Origin of the sequence: Rhizobium sp. CF080 (assembly GCF_000282095.2) — a bacterium.
Taxonomy (GTDB): domain Bacteria; phylum Pseudomonadota; class Alphaproteobacteria; order Rhizobiales; family Rhizobiaceae; genus Neorhizobium.
In genome coordinates this window covers 1,714,642-1,737,835 of the sequence record NZ_AKKC02000004.1, presented here as the reverse complement: position 1 = coordinate 1,737,835, position 23,194 = coordinate 1,714,642, and the positions used below count along the sequence as shown (strand labels likewise).

Sequence of the window (23,194 nt, the reverse complement as noted above, 5' to 3'; positions counted from 1 at the left end):
CCAAGGCATGTGAGTTCATCGTCTTGGTTGCGATGTTTCGAACCTGGTCCAAGGTCCGGCAGTCGCATCGACGCGACGGTACAGCGAGAGCCTTCACGCAGAGAAGTAAGGATTCGCGAGCATTGATTTCAGTTTCCAATCAATCTGTCGCGGAGAGCCGATCAACAATGGATCAATGGGAGAGCTCGGGAAGCGTGAGCGACGTCGACCTGCTTTGGCCAAAGTCGGGGCTGCACGCCACCACTCCGCTGCCGCAGCGAAACGCTCACGGGCTACGGATGAGCTGAAAAGATTCTCTGAACAGAGCTGCCACTGGCAGTAATTGAGGACCGCGCCGCTTGCCCGCTGCTAAGGTCCGTCATTTTGGCAATATGGTGCAGAGAGTACCATAAGGTGCACTTGAATGCGGCCGAATTGATTTGCATCCATAATAAATAGAACTCAATTCCTATTGGACGCACGGCATGTGAACGAGCAAGCATTCAAATTGGGAACAAACATCAAGGGAGCACATCATGCCGATCACAAAACGTCTTTTTGCATCCGTTGTTTTCACCGCCGGAGCGGCATCCGTCGCGCATGCCGAGCAGCTGGTCGTCAACAGCTATGGCGGCCCATACGAGCAGATCATCATGGAGCGCATTATCGAGCCGTTTCAGAAAATGACAGGTATTTCCGTCGTTTATGACTCAGTCGGCTCGGCTTCGCAGGATTATGCGAAGATCAAGGCCACCAGAGGCCGGCCCGGTTTCGACGTCGTGGTCATGACGGCCTCCCAGTCGCTCGACGGCTGCCGCGAAGGTCTGCTGGAAAAATTCTCTGCGAAAACGGTGCCCAACCTCGTGAAGCTCAACCCCGCGATCAATAGGATCGCCGGTGAGTGCGGCGCGGTTCACGAACTTCAGTACATGTCCCTGATGTGGCGCACGGACAAGATCAAATCCGCGCCGACCTCGTGGTCGCTGCTGTTCCAGCCGGAGCTCAAAGGCAAGGTCATCCTGCCGACGTTCCAGAACATCATGGCCGCCAATCTCGTTCAGGCCCTGTCCGTCATGAACGGCGGCGATCTCCTCGAAAATGTCGCTCCGGGCTTCACGGCAATGGGGAAACTGGCCAAGCAGACGGTCGGCTTCGAGCAATCGTCGGCGGTGATGGAAACCTACATAAAAGACGGCCAGGTATGGGCGATGCCCTTTTGGAACGGCCGCGCTCAGCTCCTGATGGATAGCGGACTTCCCGTTGACTACACCCGTCCCAAGGAAGGAACCATACCGCTGATCGCCACCTTGAACGTACCGACCGGTGCAGAAAACAAGGCGGCGGCCATGAAGTTCGTCGATTTCTTCCTGGAGAAGTCCAGCCAAGAAGCCTGGGTTACCGGATACAAGGTCGGCAGCGCCCGCCCGGACATCGAGGTTCCAGACAGCGTTCGCGCCAGGCAGATCACTACCGAAGAGGATCTGAAGAAGCTGCTGTTGCCCGACCTGTCCATCACCGCGACTAAACTGCCCGAGTGGGGCGACCGCTGGGAGCGGGATGTCGTTCACGCAGCCAATTGAGAGCGCGCACGATGTCGGCCGTTGTAACGGAAATGCCTGCGGCGGCGCCAAAAGGCCGCAGGTCGTCACTGGGCGGATATGTTCCGCTTGTCCCGCCTCTTACTGTCCTTCTGATCTTTTTCGCCATACCGATCGGCATGATGATCGGCATCAGCTTTCAGGATCCCAAGACGGCTGCTTGGAGCCTCGTCAGCTACGAAAAGTTCTTTACCGACAACCTGATGATAGCCGGTCTCTTGCGGACGCTCGTGATGTCCGGGTTGGTCGCGATATGCGTCACGGTGATGGCCTATCCGGTCGGCTATTTTCTGGCGCGGTCGACCTCGCGCTGGCGCGCTGTCGTCTTCGCCCTCGCAATCGCGCCGGAACTCGCAGGCGTGGTTTTGCGGACTTACGGTTGGCTGATCATCCTTGAGGATCGTGGCTTCATCAATGACGCGCTGATCTGGTCGGGCATCGTGTTATCACCGCTGCCGCTTGCGAAGAACCTTTTCGGGGTCGTGGTCGGCCTGACGCATGTCGTTCTTCCATTCGGGATACTTGCGATCATGACGAGCATACAGGGCATCGATCCGAACCTCGAAAAAGCGGCCCAGATTCTTGGCGCGTCGCGCTTGTCCGTTCTCAGGCATGTCGTATTCCCGCTTTCGGTGCCGGGGATCGTCAGCTCGCTGCTGATCTCGTTCACGATGGCGGCAAGCGCCTACGCGACCCCGGCGCTGCTTGGCGGAGCCCGCTTCAAGGTGCTCGCGACGATGATCTACGAACAGATCATGTTCTATACCAATTGGCCGATGGCCGCGGTGATGGCGCTTGTTCTCCTGGTTCTGATGCTGGCCTTCTCGTTCGCCGGCACGCGCGCCGAAACGCGGCTCCACAAGAAGCTGAACGTTTAGGAGGCGGACAATGAACCGAGCTCTATCCGGCCTCTACTGGCTCTCGCTGACCCTGATCCTCCTGTTCATCACGCTGCCGCTGCTTGTCGTCGTTGCCGCATCGCTGAGCCCGTCCTCGGCCGTCACCTTCGCGCCGTCGGAATGGACCTTTAAATGGTATGGCGCCCTGTGGGCGAACAAATGGCTGAACCCGTTCCTTTTGAGCCTGAAGATCGCTCTCGTCGTATCTTTCCTGAGCGGCGTGCTCGGCGCCTTGGCGGCCTATGCGATCGCCTACGAGAAGTGCCCAGGTAGCGCCGCGATCATGGCTTTCCTGCTGTCGCCGCTGGCGGTCCCTCAGATCGTCAAAGGCGTTGCGATCGTCCTCTTTCTGTCGTCGGCTGGTTTCTACATGCTGCTCGGAACGCCGGGATTGATCGCCGCGCATATCGTCCTAACACTGCCGTTCGCAGCCCGGATGATTGCCACGTCCATCTACAATTTCGACCGGAATCTCGATCGCGCGGCGCAGATTCTCGGCGCCAGCAAGTGGCAGAGGATCAGGCACATTCTTCTTCCCTTGGTGAAGCCGGGCGTGTTCTCCGGCATGACCTTCGCGTTCATCATTTCCTTCAACAACATCCCGCTTTCGGTCTTCCTCGTGCGGCCAGGCCAGACGACGCTGCCGATAACGGTCATCAATTACATGGAATACAGCCTAGATCCCGTCCTGGCGGCGGTGAATGTTGCGTCGCTGATCTTCATTCTTGCGACGATATTCCTGTTCGAAAAACTCGGCGGTTTTTCCGCGCAAATTCATGGTGGCAGTAAATGAGCGACATCGACATCGAACTCGTTTCCGTGTGCAAGACGTTTGGGGACTTTCGTGCGGTGAATGACGTAAGCCTCTCGGTTCCCAAGGGCGAGTTCGTCAGCCTGCTCGGCCCTTCGGGTTGCGGAAAAACCACCACGCTCAACATGATCGCTGGCTTTCAGGAGCCGACTTCGGGCGAAATCCGGATACGCGGGAACTGCCAGACAAGAACGCCACCGGAAAAGCGGAACATCGGTCTCGTTTTTCAGAACTACGCCCTCTTTCCGCATATGACCGTTGCCGAAAATGTCGGTTTCGGCCTCAGGATGAAAGGCGCGCCGCGCGCCGAAATCGATCAGGCGGTCAAGGCTGCCCTGAAGAGCGTCCATCTTGAGGGACTAGATGCCCGTTATCCGAAGGAATTGTCCGGCGGACAGCAGCAGCGCACCGCGCTTGCCCGGGCCATCGCTCCCAAGCCCTCCGTACTCCTGCTGGACGAGCCCCTTTCCAACCTCGACCTGAAACTTCGCGAGGCGATGCGCGTCGAGCTGAAGGAAATCCAGGAAAAGCTCGGCATGACCTTCGTCTACGTCACCCATGATCAGGAGGAGGCGATGGCGATGTCGGACCGGGTCGTCGTCATGGCCGGCGGCGTGATCGCGCAGCAGGGGAGGCCAGAGGCAATCTACAACAGCCCTGCCACAAGCTTCGTGGCGGATTTCATCGGCAAGTCGAACATCCTGCCGGTGGCGGTCAAGCAGGCAGCCGGCGATCGCCGGGAGATCTCCATCGGTGGAACTCCCCTGACGCTTCGGGTGGAGGGCGATGCCTCCACGCTGGCGACTGCGAAATTCTGCTGCATCCGGCCGGAGGATGTCAGGGTGGTGGACAATGGAGCCCAGCCGCTGCCGGATGACAATGTCTTTGACGGCACGATCGCGAAGATCGTCAATCTGGGCGCCCACCTCGATCTCTGGGTCTCCGTCGATCCGGGCATGACGATCAAGGCGCTGGTCAGGTCCAACCGCAGCGGCACGCTCAAGACCGGGCAGCCGATCACCGTTTCGATCGGTGCGAAAGCGATCCGTCTTCTGGACCGGTAGGAGCCGTTTAATGTCTCATCCAGGCAGCACGCCATCGACACTGGTATCTCACCTCGGTCGTTATCGCGACGGCGACTGGGACGCGCAAGTATTGGCGCGAACGAAACTATGCCTGCTCGACAGCCTTGCATGCTTTTCAGCCGGTCTCGGCCTGCATCATTTTCAGCAGTCTCTGATCGGCTTCCAGAAAAGCTTCTCGCATATCTCGAGTGCGGCCGGCGCCGCCTATGTCTATGGGCAGGCGAGCAACGCGCTGGATTACGACGATACCCTGATCGGGCATCCCGGTGCGCCGATCGTCGGCGCTGTGCTGGCCATTGCCGCAGAAGAGAACTTGCCCGAAGACAGGATCTTGGGGGGTATCGCCGGCGGATATGAAGCCCATGCCTTCCTTTGTTCGGCCGCGCTGCCCTCTCCCCAGCACGCGGCGAATGTCCGGTCGGTCGGCATCTGGGACACGGTCGCAGCGGCGATCGGCATACTGATCGCCCGGAACGCCGACGCGGAGGCGATCGAACGGGTGATCGGAGTGGCGGCAGCCCATACGATCCTGCCATACACCGCCAAATGGTATGACCGGCCGGTGCCGGCCATGAAAAACAACATGGGCTGGATCGCCATGGGTGCGGTTCTCTCCGCCAATCTGGCGGAGGCGGGACAGACCGGCGTGACCAATGTGCTCGATGGAGAAAACGGCATGTGGCGGATGGCGGGTTCCGACCGCTGGCAGCCTGATCCGCAACCCCTGGCCATGAAGCCGGCTGTCCTTCGCGTGGGGTTCAAACGCTTTCCGGGTTGCTGGCACACCCAGCAATATCTGAAGGCGCTCTCCGACCTCCTCGAAACAGTCGAACCTGAGGATAGGATCGAGGAGATCATCGTCTACGGCCCCGAGGATGTCGAGAAATTCTGCTCACCCGTCATTGCCGGCACTGCAGACATCGCTTTCAGCCTGCGGGCCTTGTTCTCCAAGCTGATTGACCACGTGGAGCCTGGACCGCGATGGGAGACCGAGATCGCCGACAATTCCGAAACATTCGCTTTCCGCTTCGAACATGCAGAGCAACCGGGTCTTTCGATCCGGACCGTCAGAGGCAAGGTGCAGAACGCGCTGGTCGCCGTGAGCAAAGGATTTGACCTGGCTTCAGGCGGTCTCGATGGCGACGGCGTCGTAGCCAAGTTCATGCAGCTTACCGCCGACGACCTGCGGAATGCCGGCCAGTTTTTTTTGGGCGGCGATCGCCAAATTGCGGGAAATCACGTTCCGGGTGACCTCTACGACACTTTGCGATCTACTGTTTCGGGTTTGTTGAGTTCTCAATGACGGCCGACTTGCCTACAAAATCACGCGCAATCGCGTGGGGCCGATATCGTTGCATTGCAACTCGCTAAATCGACAACCTCATTTCCGCTAAGCATGATATGACTGCTTCCGCTCCTGCTCGGGGTTCGACGATGTATTGGTAGCGCGCGCTAGCCCATTCGGGAATACGTCAATACGGACGCAGAGATCCGCCACGGCGCCCGTTTTTTTGGACCTAACAGCAACATAACTTGCGAGTTGTCAGCACTCGGCAATAGTGACCCGGACAGTTTGGTCGTAATTGCCCAATATGGCGCTGACGTGTGGCCGAAACCCCCGTTCTAGTGGCGCCGCGTGAAACGAAAAGATTCGCGATTGGCACCCGTCAGATTCAGCCACTGTGACTTTGATATAACCTATTTGAATACCGGAGCAAAGATAGCGACTTTGACACTTATACGTAAACGTGGCCGTATTCGCGCATAATAAGGAGGTGAACATGGTCCAAAAGAATAAAACCGGAGCCGTAACCGCATTTGCAATCTCGCTCGCCGCCATGGCTGCGCTGCCTCAGCTTGCCATGGCGGAGACGCTGAAAGTCGGCATCAACGCGCCCGATATATCGACCCTCGATCCCGCGCGCGCAACGGCAACCGCGGATGTTACGCTTGTGTCCTGGATGTTCAACGGGCTTGTGCGTTTCCCCCCGGGAAGCGCGGATCCGGCGTCGATCGAACCTGATTTGGCCGAAAGCTGGACTTCGTCGCCGGATGGGTTGGTCTGGACATTCAAACTGCGGCCCAATGTCAAATTCCATGGCGACTACGGGACGCTGAGCTCGGATGACGTCGTTTTCTCCCTGATGCGGGCCAAGGATCCGAAAACCTCGTCTTTCTCTAGCGATTTTTCCGGTGTGAAAGCGATCGAGGCCGTGGATCCGACAACCGTCAGGATTACCTTGAACGAACCGGTTCCGGGCTTCCTCGGGCTGATCGCCAATTATCATGGCGGCAACATCATCAGCAAGAAAGCCTTCGAGAAGCTCGGGGCGGATTTCAAGAGCCGGCCGATCGGCACTGGTCCGTTCATGTTCGAAAGCGCGGTCACCCAACAGGCGGTCAACCTGAAAGCTTTTCCCGGCTATTTCCGCGGTGCTCCGAAACTGGACGGCATCCGGTTTGACCTTATCCCGACCGACTCGAGCCGGGAACTGGCATTCCGCTCGGGCGAACTGGATCTCATCTACGGCAAGCGGGAGCAGCGGTGGGTCGATCAGGCGAAGGCATGGGACGCTGCCGTCGTGGATATCTTCGCGCCCGGCGAATACCGCACTGTCTTTCTCAACATGACACATCCGCCACTGGACAATGTCAAAGTCCGTGAGGCCGTGGCGCAAGCCATCAATGTCGACCAGATCGTGCAGTTCGTGGGAGCCGGCGTCGGACCGAAGGGCTGCTCTGTCGTTCCGTCCGGTTACCTTGGGGAAGACTGTAGCTGGACCTACAAATTCAACCCGGCCGCATCGAAGAAGCTGCTCGCGGAAGCGGGTTTTGCCAAGGGCGTGAAGCTCTCGGCGGTCGTCTCGTCTAACTCGTCGCAGCTTCCGATCATGGAGGTCATCCAGGCGCAACTCGGAGAGGCGGGGATCGACCTGCAGATGAAAGTCGTAGATCACCCGACGTACCAGGAACAGATCCGTAAGGATCTCGGCGATGTCGTTTTCTACGGCGCCGCGCGTTATCCTGTCGCTGACAGCTATCTGAGTCAGTTCTACCACTCGGATGCCGCGATGGGTAAGCCGACAGCCGTCACAAACTTCTCCCATTGCAATGCGGCGGATGCCGATATCACCGCCGCGCGGCGGGCAAGCTCGGACGCCGAGCGGCTGAGGTTGTGGTCATCTGCACAGAAGAAGATCTTCGAGCAGGTCTGCGCGGTTCCGCTTTTCAGCCTGATGCAGGTCTGGGTTCGCAGCAAGGCCCTGGATTACGGCTATGAACTGAAGGGCTCTCTCAATCTCGCTCCGCCGATCACCGAAAAGACCGTGTTGAAACGCTGAACGATCAAATCCCCCAAGCCTTGCCTCGACCTGAGCGCCGCCTGACGGCGGATCGTCTCAGGCGAGGCATTTTCGTTATGGCAATATCGTCGTCGTCAGCGCCGCAGCATGGGTGGCCTCGACAAAATCCGCAACCAGGCTGCTGTTACGGGCGCGGACCGGCCGGACGATCTCGTATTCGAAAGCCAGTTCCGGCCTGAACCGGCGGACGGCCACGCGATCCGCGACGATCTCCATGGAGAGAGGATCACCGATGGTGACACCCAGGCCGGCAGCGACGAATTCGGCAACGTTCGGAGCCGTTGTCGCCTCGATGACGATCCGGGGCCGAAGTCCATAATCGTCGAAAGCCGAATCGACCTTCCGGCGCATCATGCTGGTCGGCCCGAAAGCGATGAACGGTTCTTCCGCAAGTTCGAGCGGCGTCAGTTCCTCCTTTTTGCAAAGACGATGCCCCCTGGGCAGAACGACGACTGCCGGAGGGTTCTTCACGGCTTCCGCGATGACCGATGGGTGCTCCAGCCCGCTAATGACCAAAACCACGTCGAGCCGCCGCAGCAGCACCGCTTCGGTGAGATATTGGGAGCTTCTGGCTTCCACCGATACGAAGACGTCCGGATGGCGGGCCCGGAACAGCTTCAATACCCGCGTGATGAACGGGCCCGACAGGGCCGGCATGGTGCCGATGAACAGTTGGCCATGCTCTTCACGACGGATGGCTTCGACAGCACGCGCTAATTGATTGACCCCGCCGAAGATGCGCTCGACTTCCTCGTAGAGCCGCATTCCGCGGCCTGTCGGCACCAGCCGTCCGCTGTCGCGTTCGAATAATTGCAGCCCGGTATCGGCCTCCAGATCCTGGATAAGCTTGCTCGCGGCAGGTTGGGAAATACGCAATATTTCGGAGGCCCGACTGACTGTGCCCGCCTCGACCACGGCCATCAGCGCTTCGAGCTGCCTCAGACTCGGATTTCTCATTGGTATAACCCCCCTGAATACCGCGGCAAAATAATCGACTTTGACTTTCTACCTTTCTGACAAGATTGTGACAAGAGAGTTAGGGAGAACCCAGGTGGATTGTGACGTCATCGTTATCGGGGCAGGCGTGGTCGGTGCGGCTTTGGCCTATGGCCTTGCACGAAAGGGTCGAAGCGTCGTCGTTCTGGACGGTGCCGATCGCGACCTGCGCGCGGCACGGGCGAATTTCGGCCTGATCTGGGTGCAAGGCAAGGGGTCCGATGCGCCCGCCTACAGTGCCCTGACCCGGCAAAGCTCGGATCTCTGGCCCGGTTTCCTGAACGAGCTTTCGAATATCTCGACCAGCCGCGTCGATTACGCGCGGCCGGGCGGTCTCGTCTACTGTCTGAGCGAGATGGAATACGCCAACCGCCATGCAGTCAACGAGCGCACACACAATCAGGGAGCCCAGGCCGATACGGAAATGGTCTCGCGCGTGCAGCTTGAGCGCATGCTTCCGGCGGTGACCCTCGGCCCGGATGTCGTTGGGGCAAGCTATTGCAGGCTCGATGGACATGTAAACCCGCTGCAACTTCTGGCGGCACTGCACCGCGCGATCGCGGCTCTGGGAGGAAAAATCCTGTTCCGCAACCCAATAGACAGGATCATGCCCGTTTCCGGTGGTTTTCGCGTTTCCGTTTCCGACGGGACGCTGCAGGCGCCGCGTGTGGTGGTTGCGGCGGGGCTCGCCACGCCGGGGCTGACCGAGCCGCTTGGACTTGCCATGCCTCTGAAGTCGGAGCGCGGGCAAATTCTCGTCACGGAACGCGTGGCGCCCATCCTGCCGTTTCCCGCAAGCGGTCTCAGGCAGAGTGCCGACGGGACGGTGATGATCGGCGCGACAAACGAGAAGATAGCGGACACCGCCGTGACCGCGGCATCGGCGACCAAGCTTGCGCAAAGGGCGACCCGGATCATACCGGCGCTCGGATCCGCCCGGCTGGTCAGGCAATGGGCGGGATTGCGCGTCCTGCCGCTCGACAAGACGCCGATCTATGCCGAGTCGAGCGATCATCCCGGTCTTTTCGCAGTGGCTTGCCACTCGGGCGTGACCCTTGCCGCGGCCCATACCGACGTGATCGCGCCGGCTATCGCCAACGGACGTCTGCCTGACGACCTGGCGCCCTTTTCCAACGGAAGATTCAATGTTCAAAAGTGTGCATGACAAACCGGGCAAGGCGTCGGACATGACCGTGTTCGTCAATGGAGCGGAGACCGCCGCCTGGAATGGTGAAACGGTCGCCAGCGTGCTTTTGCGCGCGCCGGGAGCCGAACGGCGGTCGACCGTCAGCGGCGAGCCGCGTCTGCCCTATTGCCAGATGGGTGTCTGTTTCGAATGTCTGGTGATCGTCGACGGAGTGGCCTCGACGCAGGGGTGTCTGGTGCCCGTGGCGCCGGGAATGCGGATCGAGAGCCAGCATGGCCCACGGGAGATTTCCAAATGACCTACGATGTCGTGGTAATCGGCGCCGGGCCGGCCGGAATGTCGGCTGCAATCCAGTTGCGCAAGGCGGGTATTGCCGTTGCGGCGGTCGACGAGCAGGCCGCGCCCGGAGGCCAGATCTGGCGCGGAGTGGAGCGCAATGCCGGACCGGTTTCGGCGGCGCTGGGAGCCGATTACCAGAAAGGCGCCACGCTCGTCGAAGCTTTCCGAGACAGTGGCGCCGAGTATCTGCCGGCGACACAGGTCTGGCAGATCGAAGAGGGATGGAACCTGTTCCTGACTTCGGAGGGAAAGGCCCGTCGCATCAAGGCGCGCGCGGTGCTCCTTGCGAACGGTGCCCAGGAAAGGCCGGTGCCGTTTCCGGGCTGGACACTTCCGGGCGTCATGACGGTCGGGGCAGCGCAAATCCTCCTCAAGTCCGGCGGCATGTTGCCGGAAGGCGAGGTGTGGATTGCCGGTGCCGGACCGCTTCCGCTGCTCTACGCGACCCAGGTCCTTGGCCTTGAAGGCCGGATCGCCGGCTTCCTCGACACGTCCAAGCGGCCCGGACTGGCAGCCTTGAGCAGCCTTCCTGGCGCATGGCGCGATATTCCGGGCTTGCTCAAAGGGGTTCGCTGGCTTTGGGACCTCAAGCGCAGCGGCCGGATGGTCCGCGGCTTCAGCGATCTGCATGCCGAAGGTGAGGGACGTCTCCAGCATCTCCAGTGGCGGGCCGGCAACGAGCAGCGCAAGGTCAGGGCGGATGTATTGCTTGTGCATGAAGGCGTGGTGCCGCGCATTCACGAGACGATGGCGCTCGGCTGTGTTCACGACTGGAACTCCGACCAGAACTATTTCTCGGCGCGATTGGACCAGTGGGGCGAAACCAGCCGGCCGGGGCTGTTTGTGGCCGGCGATGCCGGCGGGATCGGCGGCTGGCTTGCCGCGACGCTGTCGGGCGAGATCGCGGCGCTTGGAATAGCTAGATATCTGGGGGGGTCTCCGGACGCCGACAGCCTGCGGCGCGAGGCGGGGCTGGACGAACGGCTTTCCCGTGCCCGTGCGCTACGGCCGTTTCTCGATGCGCTTTATCCGCCGCCCGCGGAGCATCTCGCGGACGAGGTCGTCGTCTGTCGGTGCGAAGAGGTCACTGCTGGGCAGATCCGTGCGGTCGCGAAGGTCAGCGCGCCCGATCCCAATGCCGTGAAGGCCGCGACGCGCTGCGGCATGGGTCCATGCCAGGGACGGCAATGCGGTTACACGGTGCAGGCGCTCGTTGCCGAGGTGCATGGCCTGCCGCTCGCCGATGTCAGCTTCTTCAACATCCGCCCGCCGCTGAAGCCCGTGACGCTTGGGGAAATTGCGGCTCTCGGCGATCTGGAGGAGGCATAATGAACGCGGATATCCTGGTCATCGGCGGCGGTTTGCACGGGCTCTCGGCAGCTCTCCAGTCCGCAAGGCGCGGCGCGTCGGTCATCCTGGTCGAACGGCATTTTCTCGGTCGGCACGCCTCCGGTGCGACGGCGGCCGGGGTGCGCACGCTGGGACGGGACCCCGCCGAACTGCCGCTCAGCCTCGAGGCGGCGGGGATGTGGCACGAGATGGCCGAGCTTGTCAGCGACGATTGCGGGTTTACCGCCTGCGGGCAGTTGCAGGTCGCCGAGGACGAGGCGGCGTTGAGCAAGATCAAGGCAAGGGTGAGGGCGCTCCAGTCGAAGGGTTTCATGCATGAGACCATGATCGGCCTGGAAGAGATGCAAGAGCTGGTGCCCGACCTCTCCCCGCACTGTCTTGGCGGCGCCTGGGTGTCGGGCGACGGTTCCGCCGACCCACACCGGACGATCTGCGCGTTTCGCGATGCCGCCCTGCGCGCCGGCGTTGAGATCCACGAGGAGTGCCTGGTCACCGGGCTGCAGCGGCGCAACGATCGGTGGCAGGCCCAGACGTCGCGAGGCGTCTTTGAGGCCAGCATAATCGTCAACGCCGGCGGGGCCTGGGCCGATCAGGTCGCCGCGCTGGCGGGCGAACCGGTCCAGCAGTCCATTCGCACCTCCATGATGGTTGTGACGGAGCGTACCCAGACCCGGGTCAAGCCCGTCGTCAGTTCGCTTGGAAAGAAATTGTCATTCAAGCAGACCGCCCAAGGAACCATGGTGATCGGCGGCGGATCGCAGGGCAGGCTTGCGGCCGACCGGCAGTCCGCGAGTGTGGATTTCGTGGCACTTGCCGCATCGGTCGGGGCTGCTGTCCGTCTGTTTCCGAAGACGAAGGGCCTGCGGATTGTGCGGACCTGGGCCGGCATGGAAGCCATGACCCGCGATCATCTTCCCGTCATCGGTTTTTCCCGCGGGGCGCCGGGCCTCATCCATGCTTTCGGGTTCTCAGGCCACGGCTTCCAGCTCGTTCCCTCGGTCGGCCGCGTGGTGGCCGATCTGGCTTGCAAGGGCCAAACCCGTCATGATCTCGGTGCGTTCGATGTTGAGCGCCTCTCCAAGGAAAGGGCTGCTGCATGATCGGTTATGTGATCCGGAGACTGCTCCTGGCGATCCCCACCGTACTTGCGATGCTGACTATGGTCTTCGTCCTGGTTCGGCTCGTCCCAGGCGATGCTGCGGTCGCCATGCTGGGAGATCGGGCGAGTGCAGCAACGCTGCAGACCCTGCGGGCCCAGCTGGGTCTCGACCAGCCCATCGCCGTCCAATACGTGCGATTTCTGACCGACATGCTCAGCGGCGATTTCGGCCGCTCTATGACCAGCGGCCGGACGGTTCTGGAAGAGGTGGCGCTGGTGCTTCCATACACGCTGGAACTCGCCGCCGCCGCCATGCTCATCGGAACCTGCCTCGGCATTCCGCTTGGCGTTGTCGCGGCGGTCCGGCGCAATCGCTGGCCGGATTATGTCAGCCGCGTCCTGTCGCTGATCGGCCTGTCGTTTCCGGGTTTCGTGTCCGGCATCCTGATGCTTCTCGCCTTTGCGGTCTGGCTGCAATGGCTGCCGGTGATGAGCCGCGCCTCCACGGACCCGATCAGCCATCTCCGGAACCTTGCGCTTCCGGCGCTCAATCTAGGGCTGATCATGACCGCCTACATCGCGCGCGTCACCCGATCCTCGATGCTGGACGTGATGGGCGAAGACTATATCCGCACCGCCCGGGCCAAGGGCGTGCGGCCGACGAAACTGATCCTGCGCCATGCGCTGGGCAACGCACTGATCCCGATCGTGACGGTCGTGGGTCTGTATTTCGGCACGCTGATAGGCAATTCGGTGCTGACCGAAATCGTGTTCACCCGGCCCGGTCTCGGTAAGCTCATTCTCGGCGCCCTGCAATCCCGCGACTATACCCTGCTGCAGGGCCTGATGGTGGTGTTTGCGACATTCGTGATCCTCGTGAATACCGCAACCGATATCATCTACGCCCTCGTAGACCCCAGAGTGAGCTACGCATCATGACCGTTTTCGCTATTTCTTCAAGCATGCCTGAACGGCAATCGAACCCGGTGCTCGCGGCGCTGCGCCGAAACCGTTTCTCCTGGATCGGCATCGGGCTATTGGCCCTGATCGTTCTACTGGCGATCTTCGCTCCGATGATCGCGCCTTACGATCCGATCAAGCAGAACATTCTCCATCGTCTGACCCCGCCTGCGGCCGACTTCTGGTTCGGAACTGACAGTTATGGCCGCGATGTCCTTTCACGCCTGCTTTATGGTGCGAGGATTTCGCTTTCCATAGGGTTCCTGGCGGTGCTGATTGCCATGGTCGTTGGATCGGCCCTCGGAATCCTGGCCGGCTACATCGGCGGCGTCTTCGATCAGGTGGTAATGGGGATCGTCGATGTCATGCTTTCGTTTCCGACCCTTCTACTCGGGCTGATGATCGCCGCCATGTTGGGCGCGAGTTTCGAAAACCTCATCATCGCGATCGCCATCACGGAGACTGCGCCTTTCGCGCGCGTTGCACGAGCGCCGACGATCGCCATGAAGCGCCGTGATTTCGTCGAGGCCGGCAGGTCCCTGGGCTTTACGCCTCTCAGGATCATGCGACTGCATATCCTGCCCAACATCCTTTCCGACATCGTTGTCGTCGCGTCCTTGTGGATGGCTTCGGCGATCCGCACCGAGGCCTCGCTCGCTTTCATCGGTCTCGGCGTTCTGCCCCCGACTGCAACATGGGGCGGCATGATCCGCGAGGGTTTCGACAATATCCTCAGCGCCTGGTGGCTGGTCGTCTTCCCGTCTCTTGCAATCCTGCTCACCGTCCTGGCGCTGAACATTCTCGGTGATGCGCTGCGCGATGCGATCGACCCCAAGACGAGGAACCAGGCATGAACCTGATCGGAGACAAACCGGCATTGTATCTCGCAACAGAAAAAGCGCCCGTTTCCCGTTCTGCTGCGCCGGTGCTTGCGGTTCGCAACCTGACGACCTCGTTCCGGGTCAATGGCGGCTGGAAGACCGTGATCCGCGACATCTCATTCGATGTCGCTCCGCGGGAAACCGTCGCCATTGTCGGCGAGTCGGGTTCCGGCAAGAGCGTCACGTCCCTATCGATCATGCGGCTTTTGCCACCAGCGTCCAGCAGGATCGAAGGCCAGGTGGTGCTCCGCGGCCGCGATCTTCTTGCGCTGCCGGAGGAGGACATGCGTCGCGTGCGCGGCAACGATATTGCGATGATCTTCCAGGAACCGATGACCTCGCTCAATCCGATCTTCCAGATCGGCAAACAGATCGCCGAGGCGTTGACCGTTCACACCGACATCAGCGAATCCGCCGCCAAGGCAGAAGCCATCCGTCTCCTCGAAAAGGTTAGGATACCCAATGCGCGGAACCGGTTCGACGAATATCCGCACCAGTTTTCCGGTGGCATGCGCCAGCGTGTGATGATCGCCATGGCGCTTGCATCGCGACCGAAGCTGTTGATCGCCGATGAACCGACCACCGCGCTCGACGTGACGATCCAGGGCCAGATCCTCGATCTCATCAAGACCCTTCAGGATGAGGAGGGGATGTCGGTCCTGTTCATTACGCATGACATGGGTGTCGTCGCCGAGGTGGCAGACCGCACGATCGTCATGTATCGCGGTGATGCGGTAGAGACAGGCGAAACGGGTGACATTTTCCACCGCGGAAAGCATCCCTATACGCGGGCCCTGTTATCGGCCGTGCCGAGATTGGGCTCGATGGGCGGTCGTGATCTTCCGCTCCGATTTCCAACCGTCGATATGACGACCGGAGAGCAGGTCCCGCTGGCCGAGGTTTCCGACACTGTCGCGCGCACGAAGCGACCGGTCCTTGAGGTGAAGGATCTGACCACCCGTTTCGACATCCGGTCCGGCCTGTTCGGTCGCAAGACTGGCGCCGTGCATGCCGTCGAGAATGTCTCGTTCGCGTTGTTCGAAGGCGAGACACTGTCGATCGTTGGGGAATCGGGCTGTGGCAAGTCGACCACCGGCCGTTCGGTGACGCGGCTGATCACGCCGACCAGCGGCAGCGTCACGGTCGATGGGCATGATGTCATGGGACTGAATCAGTCGGCGCTTCGGAAGATGCGTCGTTCGATCCAGATGATCTTCCAGGATCCCTATGCCTCGCTCAATCCCCGCTTGAGCATCGGCGCGGCCATCATGGAACCTTTCATCCAGCATTCGATCGGCACGAAGGCGCAGGCGCGCGACAAGACGGCGATGCTGCTCGCAAAGGTCGGGCTTTCCGCCGACATGATGACGCGCTTTCCGCACGAATTCTCCGGCGGCCAGCGGCAGCGTATCGCGATTGCCCGTGCCCTGATGCTCGATCCGAAGGTGATCGTGGCCGACGAGGCGGTGTCGGCGCTCGACGTGTCGATCAAGGCGCAGGTCTGCAACCTTTTGCTCGACCTTCAGCAGAGCCTCAACGTCGCCTTCCTGTTCATTTCTCACGACATGGCGGTGGTGGAGCGGGTGAGCCACCGGGTGGCAGTGATGTATCTCGGTGAGATCGTCGAGATCGGCTCGCGGGCCGCGGTGTTCGAGAACCCGCAGCACGAATATACGAGGAAGCTGATGGCGGCCGTGCCGGTTCCGGATCCGGCGCGGCGGAGCATCAAGCGCAACATGGTGGTCGACGAGTTGAAGAGCCCGATCCGTCCGGTCGGCTTCAATCCGCCGGCGCGTCAGTATCACGAGGCCTCCCCCGGTCATCTCTTCCGGGTGGATTGATCCACTCGGCGCCGCTGCTTTGCCTTGCTGGATTTTCCGCAAGGCAATGCGGCTTTAACACAAATCGGAAAGGTAGAATGATGATGCGGGTGGGCATCGCCGGAGCCGGCGCGATCGCCATGGGGTATGCGGCGTTTCTGTTGAACAACGGCCATGATGCGCGGCTCTGGTCTCCTTCGGGAAAAAGCACCGTAGGGCTTGCCGAGGGCAGGGCTCTGACTGTGGCGGGGGCGATTGAGGGGGATTTTCACCCGCCGACATGCAGCAGCGCGGAGGAGCTTGCGACCTGCGACATCATCGTCGTGGCTTTGCCGGCCTATGGCTACAGAATGGTCCTGGACAGCCTGATAGCGCATCTGGACGCGCGCCATACCGTCATCATAAGCGCCCACCTTTCGTTCGCGGCCCTTTATCTGGCCAGGAAACTGAGTGAACGTGGCCTCCAGATTCCGATCGCGGTGTGGAATACCACGATCCTGACGGCCAAGGCGTCGTTGCCGCTGAATGTCAGGATCGGCGCGATCCGGTCGAAAGTTGATATGGCGGTGCTGCCTGCACGGCTCGCGCAAAGTGTCCAAGAGACCTGTGTCGCGCTTTTCGGCGACCGGTTCCTGATCAAGGACGACCTGCTGACGATTGCGCTCAGCAATCTCAACCCGCAAAGCCATATGGCAATTGCTTTGTGCAACCTGACACGCATGGAGCGTGGGGAAACGTGGGGGCAGAATTCGAATATCACGGCGGCGGTGGCGAGGCTCTTGGAGCGCCTGGATCGGGAAAGGCTGGCGATCGCCTGCGCCTTCGGCAAGACGGTCCGCACCATTTTCGACCATGCGGCCCTGTCGTACGGCATATCCGGAAATTCCGTGGCGGAGATTTACGCGAACCTTGCCGAGAACGGAAAAGATCTGGCGGGTCCCAAGGATATCAACACCCGCTACGTTCTCGAAGACGTGCCCTTCGGACTTGTGCCTACCCTGCAGCTTGCACGGATGTGCGGGGTGAAGGCGATATTGCACGAGAGCGGCATCGAACTTCTGGGCGCCTGCTACGGCAGGGATTTCGGGACCGACAACGACATTCTTCGCGAACTTGGACCGTTGGATAGAGACGTGTTGATGAGACTTGTCAGGGAAGGATATCCGGTCAACGCTCCACCCAGCGAAATCAAGAACAAGGCGGTGGCGACGTGAGCGACCGATCCACCGATGGGACAGAAGGCTTGAATGAAAACGGAATGCTGGGTCGCGTCGTGTCCTATATTGAGGCGGCGCGACGGACGCCGGTCAGCGCCCGCGCCCGCGACGCAGCCTTCAGATGCATCATCGATCTCCTGGGTTCCGCGGCGGCCGGCGTAAACCAGCCGGGTGTGCGGGCCGTCCGGAGCACGGCTCTGGCAACCATGGGGACCGGCGGCGTGCCCATCTGGTTTTCCGGTGCTTCCAGCACGATCATCGGCGCCGCGTGGGCAAACAGTGCCTCGGCTTCTGCCCTCGACCTCGATGACGGCCACAGGTTGGCCCGCGGTCATCCGGGTGCTGCCGTCATACCGGCGGCCTTTGCCGTGGCCGGCGAAACCGGGGCGTCGCTCGACGAGATCATCAACGCGATCGTCATCGGTTATGAAGTCGGCGTTGCGATCGGGGCCGCACGCACATCTTACGGCAATACCGGAACCTGGTCCGCCTATGCCATCGTTGCGACGGCAGCAGCCTTGCTCCTTACTCCTTCCGACATATTGGCGCATGCCTTGGCAATTGCCGGAGAAAGCGCACCCAACCAATTGTTCGCGAGTGCGCCAGCACCGCGGGTCCCGGCTCCCGAGGGCAGCGATGTCAAGGAAGGCATACCGTGGTCGGTCGTCACAGGCCTGGTCGCGTTGAACCTTGCTGAAGCGGGGCATACAGGGCCACGCAACATTCTGGACAGTGCCCGTCACTACCGGTTTGCCGAGGACCTTCGTCTCGGCGCGGACCCGCATATCTGCAAGGCCTATTTCAAGCTCTATGCCTGCTGCCGTCATATTCATGCGCCACTCGATGCGATGCTTCAGGTGATCGAACAGAACGCGATCGATGCAGACACCATTGACCTAATGGAGGTGGAGACCACGAGCGGAGCATTGCGTATATCGAACCGGACAAGGCCCGCGAATATCATAGACGTCCAATACAGTGTTCCGTACTGCATGGCGCTCGCAGCCCTTTCCGGGCCGCATGTCCTGTTGCCGCTGATGCCCGATGCGCTGGGGCAGGAGAACGTGATGAAGCTGTCGGAGAAGGTGAACCTGTCGCTCAACATGGATTTCGACGCAAGGTTTCCGGCCGAGACCCTGGCGCGCGTCTCGATTATTGCAGATGGCCGACGTTTCGTGTCCGAGGTCACCACGCCAAAAGGGGAGGCAAGCAATCCACTGTCATCGGACGAGCTGGAAGCCAAATTCCGCGCTGCGACCCGGATGGTTTTGAGCACCCCCCGACAGGAGGATGTCCTGAAAGGGATAAGCACGGCTCGGGCCGGCGATATGTCGGCTCTGATGACGAGCCTCGTATCCGGTTGAAGCTGCTTAATTCTCAACACAATTATTTCTCAAAGCTGCACTTCGTGATCGATCCGTCGATAGTTGCCGTTGTGGTATAAAAGCGGAGCACTCTGCCTAGCTGAAGCGGCAACTACCCGGGCAAGAAAAACAGTGTGGGTTTCGCACGCCGTCTCCGAAAGCGTTTCGCAGTCTAGATGCGCGGCAGCGCCATCGATGATCGGAGCGTCGTTGCGGCCCGTGGTGTAGGCCACCGATGCGAACTGGTTCGTGGCTTTTCCCGCAAAGAGGTCGCTTACGTGGCGTTGTTCCTGCGACAAGAAGTTCACAACGAAGGCGCGGCTGCCCGAAATCAGTGGGTAGCTGCGCGTCGACCGGTTCACGACGATCAGGATCGTCGGCGGATCGGCGCTAACACTGGAAAATGCGGTGGCAGTCATACCGTGCAGGTGTCCTTCATGGCATGTGGTGATGACCGCAACGCTTGATGCGACAGTACGCAGGGCTTGGCAAAATGTGTCCCGATCGACCGGGATCTTGGGGTTTCCATTCGTCATGTCTTTGTTCCTAAGGAGTTTGCGGCATTGACGATAATGCGCTCCGAGCGGGCTGCAATGGTGAAGGCCTGAACCTGCGCTGTTGCCAAACTCAAAGTGCCCGGCCGGTTAAGCGGGCTTGGCGTGTCGTCACCGCAGGTCGTGGGAGGTGATCGACTTGCCGCCATCGACGGCGATGACCTGGCCGTTGACCCAGCTGCTGGACTTCGTCGCCAGGAACATGATGACCTCGGCGACTTCAGCCGATGTTCCCATGCGGCCGAGCGGGGTGCGTTTGAGGGCGCCGCTCGTCCAGTCACTCGGCTTGCCGGGATCGGCGAGCGCACTCTCGGTCGGGATCGGGCCGGGAGCAACCGAATTGCTGCGGATGCCGTCGCGGCCGAGTTCGACCGCAAGCTGCCGCGTTAGACCGGTCAGACCGGCCTTGAGGCTCGAATAGGCGGAAAAGCCGATGGAGCCTTGGAAGGCAGCGCCGGACGAGACATTGATGATCGCTGCGTCCGAGAAGGAGGCCGCCGCCTGCCTCAGGGCCGGCAGGGCAGCCTGGATGCACCAGATCGCGCCTTTCAGCCCAACGTCGAACGTCTTGTCGAGGCTGTCCTCGGTCAATTCCGAAAACGGCTGGAAGCGAACGAACACCGCATTGTTGACTAATGCGGAGAGTGGCTGTCCGGCCAGGAAGGCATCGAAGGCCTGCTGCACGCGCTCGCGATCGGTGACATCGACGGCAATCGGTTCGACGTCGAGCCCTTCGTGCCTTAGCTGCGCTGCTACCTCCTCCGCGGCTTTCTCGTCGATATCGAGGCAGCCAACGCGCAGGCCTTGCCGCGCAAGCAGCCGGACCGTCTCCAAACCTATGCCGCGGGCGCCTCCGGTGATGATCGCATTCCCTGAATGTGTTGACGACATCGATGACCTTTCCGAGCCCTGCGTTGAAAACAGGCGCCAGATGAAACCAGGATGGCGCCTGATCAAGAGTGAACAGGCCGTAAAGCGCGCTCAGAAAACTATTGAGACCCCGGTTGAAAACTGAGTAGCTTGGCGGTCAGAATTCGCCGGCATGTGGGAGGTCGTCGCGGATCAGGCGGGCGACCATCGTCAGGAACTGCGCGTGATCCTTCTCTGGGAGCGGCGAAAGGATCTTCTTTTGGGCGAGCGCCACCTTGCCCTCCAGCTCAGCGACGAGACGCACGCCGGCTTCTTCGATGAACAGCGCACGCGCCCGGCGGTCCTGCGGATGCACCTGCCGCGACATCAGACCCTTCTTTTCGAGACGGTCGAGCACACCGCCGATTGTGGCGCGATCGTAGCCGATCTCGTGGGCGAGCGTCGCTTGGTCGATTCCAGGGTTGATCTGGATGGTGGTCAGCGCCGCAAATTGCAGCGGTGTCAGGTCGGTGCCGGCTCTTTCCAGTTCTTCTGTCACGATCGACATCGAAGTCTTGTGCAAGCACCAGAAAAGATAGTTCGGCGTCGAGTGCAAAGAGCTTCCTCCCTTTCGAGAGCCGGCTGGGCTTTTTGCGCCGTTCTCGTCATCATTCTTTTCGTCGTGCATCAAAATCTTCTCCGGGGAGGGATGATCTCAATCAAAGTCATACAGCCCCTAACTTTATTGTCGTCAAGCCTCAAGTCGCCCGCATGAAAAATGCAGTCTAACCCGAGAATCGGCGGTAAAGGCCAGCCCCGTTGCGCTTCCAAGCAACAAGTCATGCCGCGCCGGACAAGCAAAGTTTTAGCCGCTGGGATGGTTCCGGGCGGCTTTCGTCCAAGCGCACAAAATATTGCTTGCGGTGTCTTTCGGGGATGACACCGTTTCGTGTGAAACTTAGCGTTCCTCACAAGACGATCGTCAAGCGCAGCGGCGGCTTGAGCGACGAACCTTACTCGGAAAGGTCATGTTTTGAACGCTATTGTCAGGCTCAACGAAATCAGTGTCGCCTTTGGTGGCGAGACGATCTACGACCGGCTTTCCTTCGATATCAAGGACGGCGAGTTTCTCTGCATCGTCGGGCGCAGCGGCTGCGGCAAGTCCACGTTGCTTCGGGTGATCGCCGACCTGCTTACCGTCGACTCCGGCGAGGTCGCCATTGGCGGCCGCCCGGCGAGCGAAGCCTGGCAGGACATTGCCTTCGTGTTTCAGAGCCCGCGGTTGCTCGCCTGGAGAAGTGCGAAAGATAACGTCGTCCTCGGCCAGCAGCTCCGCTTCGGTTCCGCAGTGGATCGCGCGAGCATGCATCGTAAGGCGCGTGAACTCCTGGCGCTGGTCGGCCTCGGCGGCGATGGGCACAAGATGCCCGGCATGCTCTCCGGCGGCGAAAGGCAGCGTGTGTCGATCGCGCGCGCTCTCGCCGTCGATCCGAAAATCATCCTCATGGACGAGCCTTTCTCGGCACTCGACGTCAAGACGCGCCACCACATGCGCGCCGAACTCGTCGAGATCTGGAAAAAGACCGGCAAGACCATCGTTTTCGTCACCCACGAGATCGAGGAGGCGATTGAGCTTGCCGACCGCATCGTCGTGCTTTCGAGCAAGCCGACCACCGTCAAGTCGGTGATCGAGCTCGACGCAGCCCGTCCACGCGACCTCGGATCCTCCAAGTTGAAGGCGGTGCGCGCGGAGCTACAGATTCTTTTGAACGCCCACTGATTGGGGTGGATCCAACCACATAAACGGGAACAGAACAGGAGAAGCCAATGCAGATTTTCAGGAGGGCGGCACTTTGTGCTGCGATAGTATTGAATACGACAGCCGGCGCCTTTGCCGCCGAGAAGATTACCGTGGGGGCAATCTCCGACCCGGGTTACGCCTCTGCTCTTTGGGCCGTGATGAACGGCAAGGTCAAGGATCCGGCGGTCGAAATCACTGTCAACCTGATGCCGATCCCGGCGATGATCCAAGCCTCGATGACCAAGCAATACGACATCATCCCGAACGGCGTTCTCGCCATTCCGCAGATGGCCGAGGCCGGCATCGATCCCCTGGTGATCGGCACGATGATCCGCCACATCCCGGGTCCGGACAACCACACGACTGACCTCTGGGTGAAGAACGACAGCCCGATCAAGAGCGTCAAGGACCTGAAGGGCAAGAAGATCGCCGTCACATCGCTCGAAGCCCAGGACGTCGTCTCGCGCCGAGCGGTCATTTCGGAGAAATACGGCATGAACGCCTCGGCGATCGGCGGCGATTTCACCTGGGTGGAAATCCCGGCCGCGCAGTTCGAGGCAGCACTTGAAGGTGGCCGTGTCGATGCTGTCGCCTTCTCCAACGTGCTTGCCTACAAGGTCGACAAATCCGGCAAGTACCGCTCGGTGCTGCAAGGCTCGAAGGAGCTGATCGACATGTATGGCGGCCCCATGCCGACCGTGCTCGAAATAGGCTACAAGGAAAAGATGGCCGCGAGGCCGCAGGCCTATCTCGCCGCCGCCAAGCTGCTGCGCCAGTCCGCTCAATACATGCTGACCCATCAGGACGAAGTGTTCGCCGACGTCGCGCCGAAATACGACATGACGCCGGATCAATTGAAGGGCTGGTTCACTTCCTACGCGACCATGCCCTATGCGCTTGGACCCACCGACGAGGCGATTTTCGTCAAGGCCTGGAAGTCCGGCGAGGCGCTCGGCGTCCTCCAGAAGGCCCCGACGGATGTCAAGCCGTTCATGTGGGAGCATGCGATCAAGGAATGAGGTGCCCCTGCGCCGGTCCATCACCGAGGCCGGCGCATGCACTTTGCCTTTTGACGACACAACG

Annotated in this window: 21 protein-coding genes; 17 read left to right on the top strand and 4 right to left on the bottom strand. The window is 60.7% G+C overall.

Annotation, left to right across the window (positions count from 1 at the left end; all coding sequences use genetic code 11):
* Positions 1-515: 515 nt before the first annotated feature.
* From PMI07_RS14940 to PMI07_RS14915, 6 genes are all read left to right on the top strand, one after another.
* A complete protein-coding gene (locus PMI07_RS14940; RefSeq protein ID WP_007757110.1) occupies positions 516-1,559 on the top strand; it encodes an ABC transporter substrate-binding protein in 1,044 nt (347 codons plus the stop codon).
* Positions 1,560-1,570: 11 nt separating this feature from the next.
* The gene (locus PMI07_RS14935; RefSeq protein WP_007757109.1) at positions 1,571-2,455 is read left to right on the top strand and encodes an ABC transporter permease; all 885 of its coding nucleotides are present in this window, start codon (positions 1,571-1,573) and stop codon (positions 2,453-2,455) included.
* Between the two features lie 10 nt (positions 2,456-2,465).
* Positions 2,466-3,269, top strand: a complete 804-nt coding sequence (locus PMI07_RS14930) for an ABC transporter permease (protein WP_007757106.1) — start codon at positions 2,466-2,468, stop codon at positions 3,267-3,269.
* Entirely contained in the window at positions 3,266-4,351 is a 1,086-nt protein-coding gene (locus PMI07_RS14925) for an ABC transporter ATP-binding protein (protein WP_007757104.1), read from the top strand. The genes PMI07_RS14930 and PMI07_RS14925 overlap by 4 nt, the downstream gene beginning before the upstream one ends.
* 10 nt (positions 4,352-4,361) lie before the next feature.
* Positions 4,362-5,675 carry an MmgE/PrpD family protein gene (locus PMI07_RS14920; protein ID WP_024163830.1) on the top strand — a complete coding sequence of 438 codons (1,314 nt, stop codon included), beginning with the start codon at positions 4,362-4,364 and terminating at the stop codon, positions 5,673-5,675.
* A gap of 478 nt (positions 5,676-6,153) precedes the next feature.
* Positions 6,154-7,713, top strand: a complete 1,560-nt coding sequence (locus tag PMI07_RS14915) for an ABC transporter substrate-binding protein (RefSeq protein WP_007774259.1) — start codon at positions 6,154-6,156, stop codon at positions 7,711-7,713.
* A gap of 75 nt (positions 7,714-7,788) precedes the next feature.
* On the opposite strand, the gene PMI07_RS14910 is transcribed toward PMI07_RS14915, so the two are convergent.
* Positions 7,789-8,691: a LysR substrate-binding domain-containing protein gene (locus tag PMI07_RS14910; protein ID WP_007774267.1), complete on the bottom strand. Its 903-nt coding sequence runs from the start codon at positions 8,689-8,691 to the stop codon at positions 7,789-7,791.
* A gap of 94 nt (positions 8,692-8,785) precedes the next feature.
* Between PMI07_RS14910 and PMI07_RS14905 the strand changes: the two genes are divergently transcribed.
* From PMI07_RS14905 to PMI07_RS14865, 9 genes are all read left to right on the top strand, one after another.
* A complete protein-coding gene (locus PMI07_RS14905) occupies positions 8,786-9,895 on the top strand; it encodes an FAD-dependent oxidoreductase (protein ID WP_024163829.1) in 1,110 nt (369 codons plus the stop codon).
* Positions 9,876-10,175, top strand: a complete 300-nt coding sequence (locus PMI07_RS14900) for a (2Fe-2S)-binding protein (RefSeq protein WP_024163828.1) — start codon at positions 9,876-9,878, stop codon at positions 10,173-10,175. The genes PMI07_RS14905 and PMI07_RS14900 overlap by 20 nt, the downstream gene beginning before the upstream one ends.
* A complete protein-coding gene (locus tag PMI07_RS14895; protein ID WP_024163827.1) occupies positions 10,172-11,545 on the top strand; it encodes an NAD(P)/FAD-dependent oxidoreductase in 1,374 nt (457 codons plus the stop codon). The genes PMI07_RS14900 and PMI07_RS14895 overlap by 4 nt, the downstream gene beginning before the upstream one ends.
* Positions 11,545-12,666, top strand: coding sequence for an FAD-dependent oxidoreductase (locus PMI07_RS14890; RefSeq protein WP_024163826.1), 1,122 nt, complete (start codon positions 11,545-11,547; stop codon positions 12,664-12,666). The genes PMI07_RS14895 and PMI07_RS14890 overlap by 1 nt, the downstream gene beginning before the upstream one ends.
* Positions 12,663-13,604, top strand: a complete 942-nt coding sequence (locus PMI07_RS14885; RefSeq protein WP_007755024.1) for an ABC transporter permease — start codon at positions 12,663-12,665, stop codon at positions 13,602-13,604. The genes PMI07_RS14890 and PMI07_RS14885 overlap by 4 nt, the downstream gene beginning before the upstream one ends.
* Positions 13,601-14,479 (top strand): ABC transporter permease, encoded by an 879-nt coding sequence (locus PMI07_RS14880; RefSeq protein ID WP_007755027.1) that lies wholly within the window; start codon positions 13,601-13,603, stop codon positions 14,477-14,479. The genes PMI07_RS14885 and PMI07_RS14880 overlap by 4 nt, the downstream gene beginning before the upstream one ends.
* The gene (locus PMI07_RS14875) at positions 14,476-16,347 is read left to right on the top strand and encodes an ABC transporter ATP-binding protein (RefSeq protein WP_007755029.1); all 1,872 of its coding nucleotides are present in this window, start codon (positions 14,476-14,478) and stop codon (positions 16,345-16,347) included. Before PMI07_RS14880 ends, PMI07_RS14875 begins: the two co-directional genes overlap by 4 nt.
* A 77-nt stretch (positions 16,348-16,424) precedes the next feature.
* Positions 16,425-17,540, top strand: a complete 1,116-nt coding sequence (locus PMI07_RS14870) for an NAD/NADP octopine/nopaline dehydrogenase family protein (RefSeq protein WP_007755030.1) — start codon at positions 16,425-16,427, stop codon at positions 17,538-17,540.
* Between the two features lie 44 nt (positions 17,541-17,584).
* Complete coding sequence (locus tag PMI07_RS14865) at positions 17,585-18,907, top strand: MmgE/PrpD family protein (protein WP_155956525.1); 1,323 nt, start codon at positions 17,585-17,587, stop codon at positions 18,905-18,907.
* Between the two features lie 29 nt (positions 18,908-18,936).
* Here the strand turns inward: PMI07_RS14865 and PMI07_RS14860 are convergent, their stop codons facing one another.
* The 3 genes from PMI07_RS14860 to PMI07_RS14850 all read right to left on the bottom strand — a co-directional run bounded on the left by PMI07_RS14860 (position 18,937) and on the right by PMI07_RS14850 (position 20,878).
* The gene (locus tag PMI07_RS14860; protein ID WP_007755034.1) at positions 18,937-19,443 is read right to left on the bottom strand and encodes a flavin reductase family protein; all 507 of its coding nucleotides are present in this window, start codon (positions 19,441-19,443) and stop codon (positions 18,937-18,939) included.
* A gap of 129 nt (positions 19,444-19,572) precedes the next feature.
* The gene (locus PMI07_RS14855; protein WP_007755038.1) at positions 19,573-20,352 is read right to left on the bottom strand and encodes an SDR family oxidoreductase; all 780 of its coding nucleotides are present in this window, start codon (positions 20,350-20,352) and stop codon (positions 19,573-19,575) included.
* Between the two features lie 136 nt (positions 20,353-20,488).
* Positions 20,489-20,878: a MarR family transcriptional regulator gene (locus PMI07_RS14850; RefSeq protein WP_197032497.1), complete on the bottom strand. Its 390-nt coding sequence runs from the start codon at positions 20,876-20,878 to the stop codon at positions 20,489-20,491.
* Between the two features lie 465 nt (positions 20,879-21,343).
* Between PMI07_RS14850 and PMI07_RS14845 the strand changes: the two genes are divergently transcribed.
* Positions 21,344-22,090 (top strand): ABC transporter ATP-binding protein, encoded by a 747-nt coding sequence (locus PMI07_RS14845; protein WP_007755044.1) that lies wholly within the window; start codon positions 21,344-21,346, stop codon positions 22,088-22,090.
* A 47-nt stretch (positions 22,091-22,137) separates the two neighbouring features.
* Positions 22,138-23,130 carry an ABC transporter substrate-binding protein gene (locus PMI07_RS14840; RefSeq protein ID WP_007755046.1) on the top strand — a complete coding sequence of 331 codons (993 nt, stop codon included), beginning with the start codon at positions 22,138-22,140 and terminating at the stop codon, positions 23,128-23,130.
* Positions 23,131-23,194 lie beyond the last annotated feature (64 nt).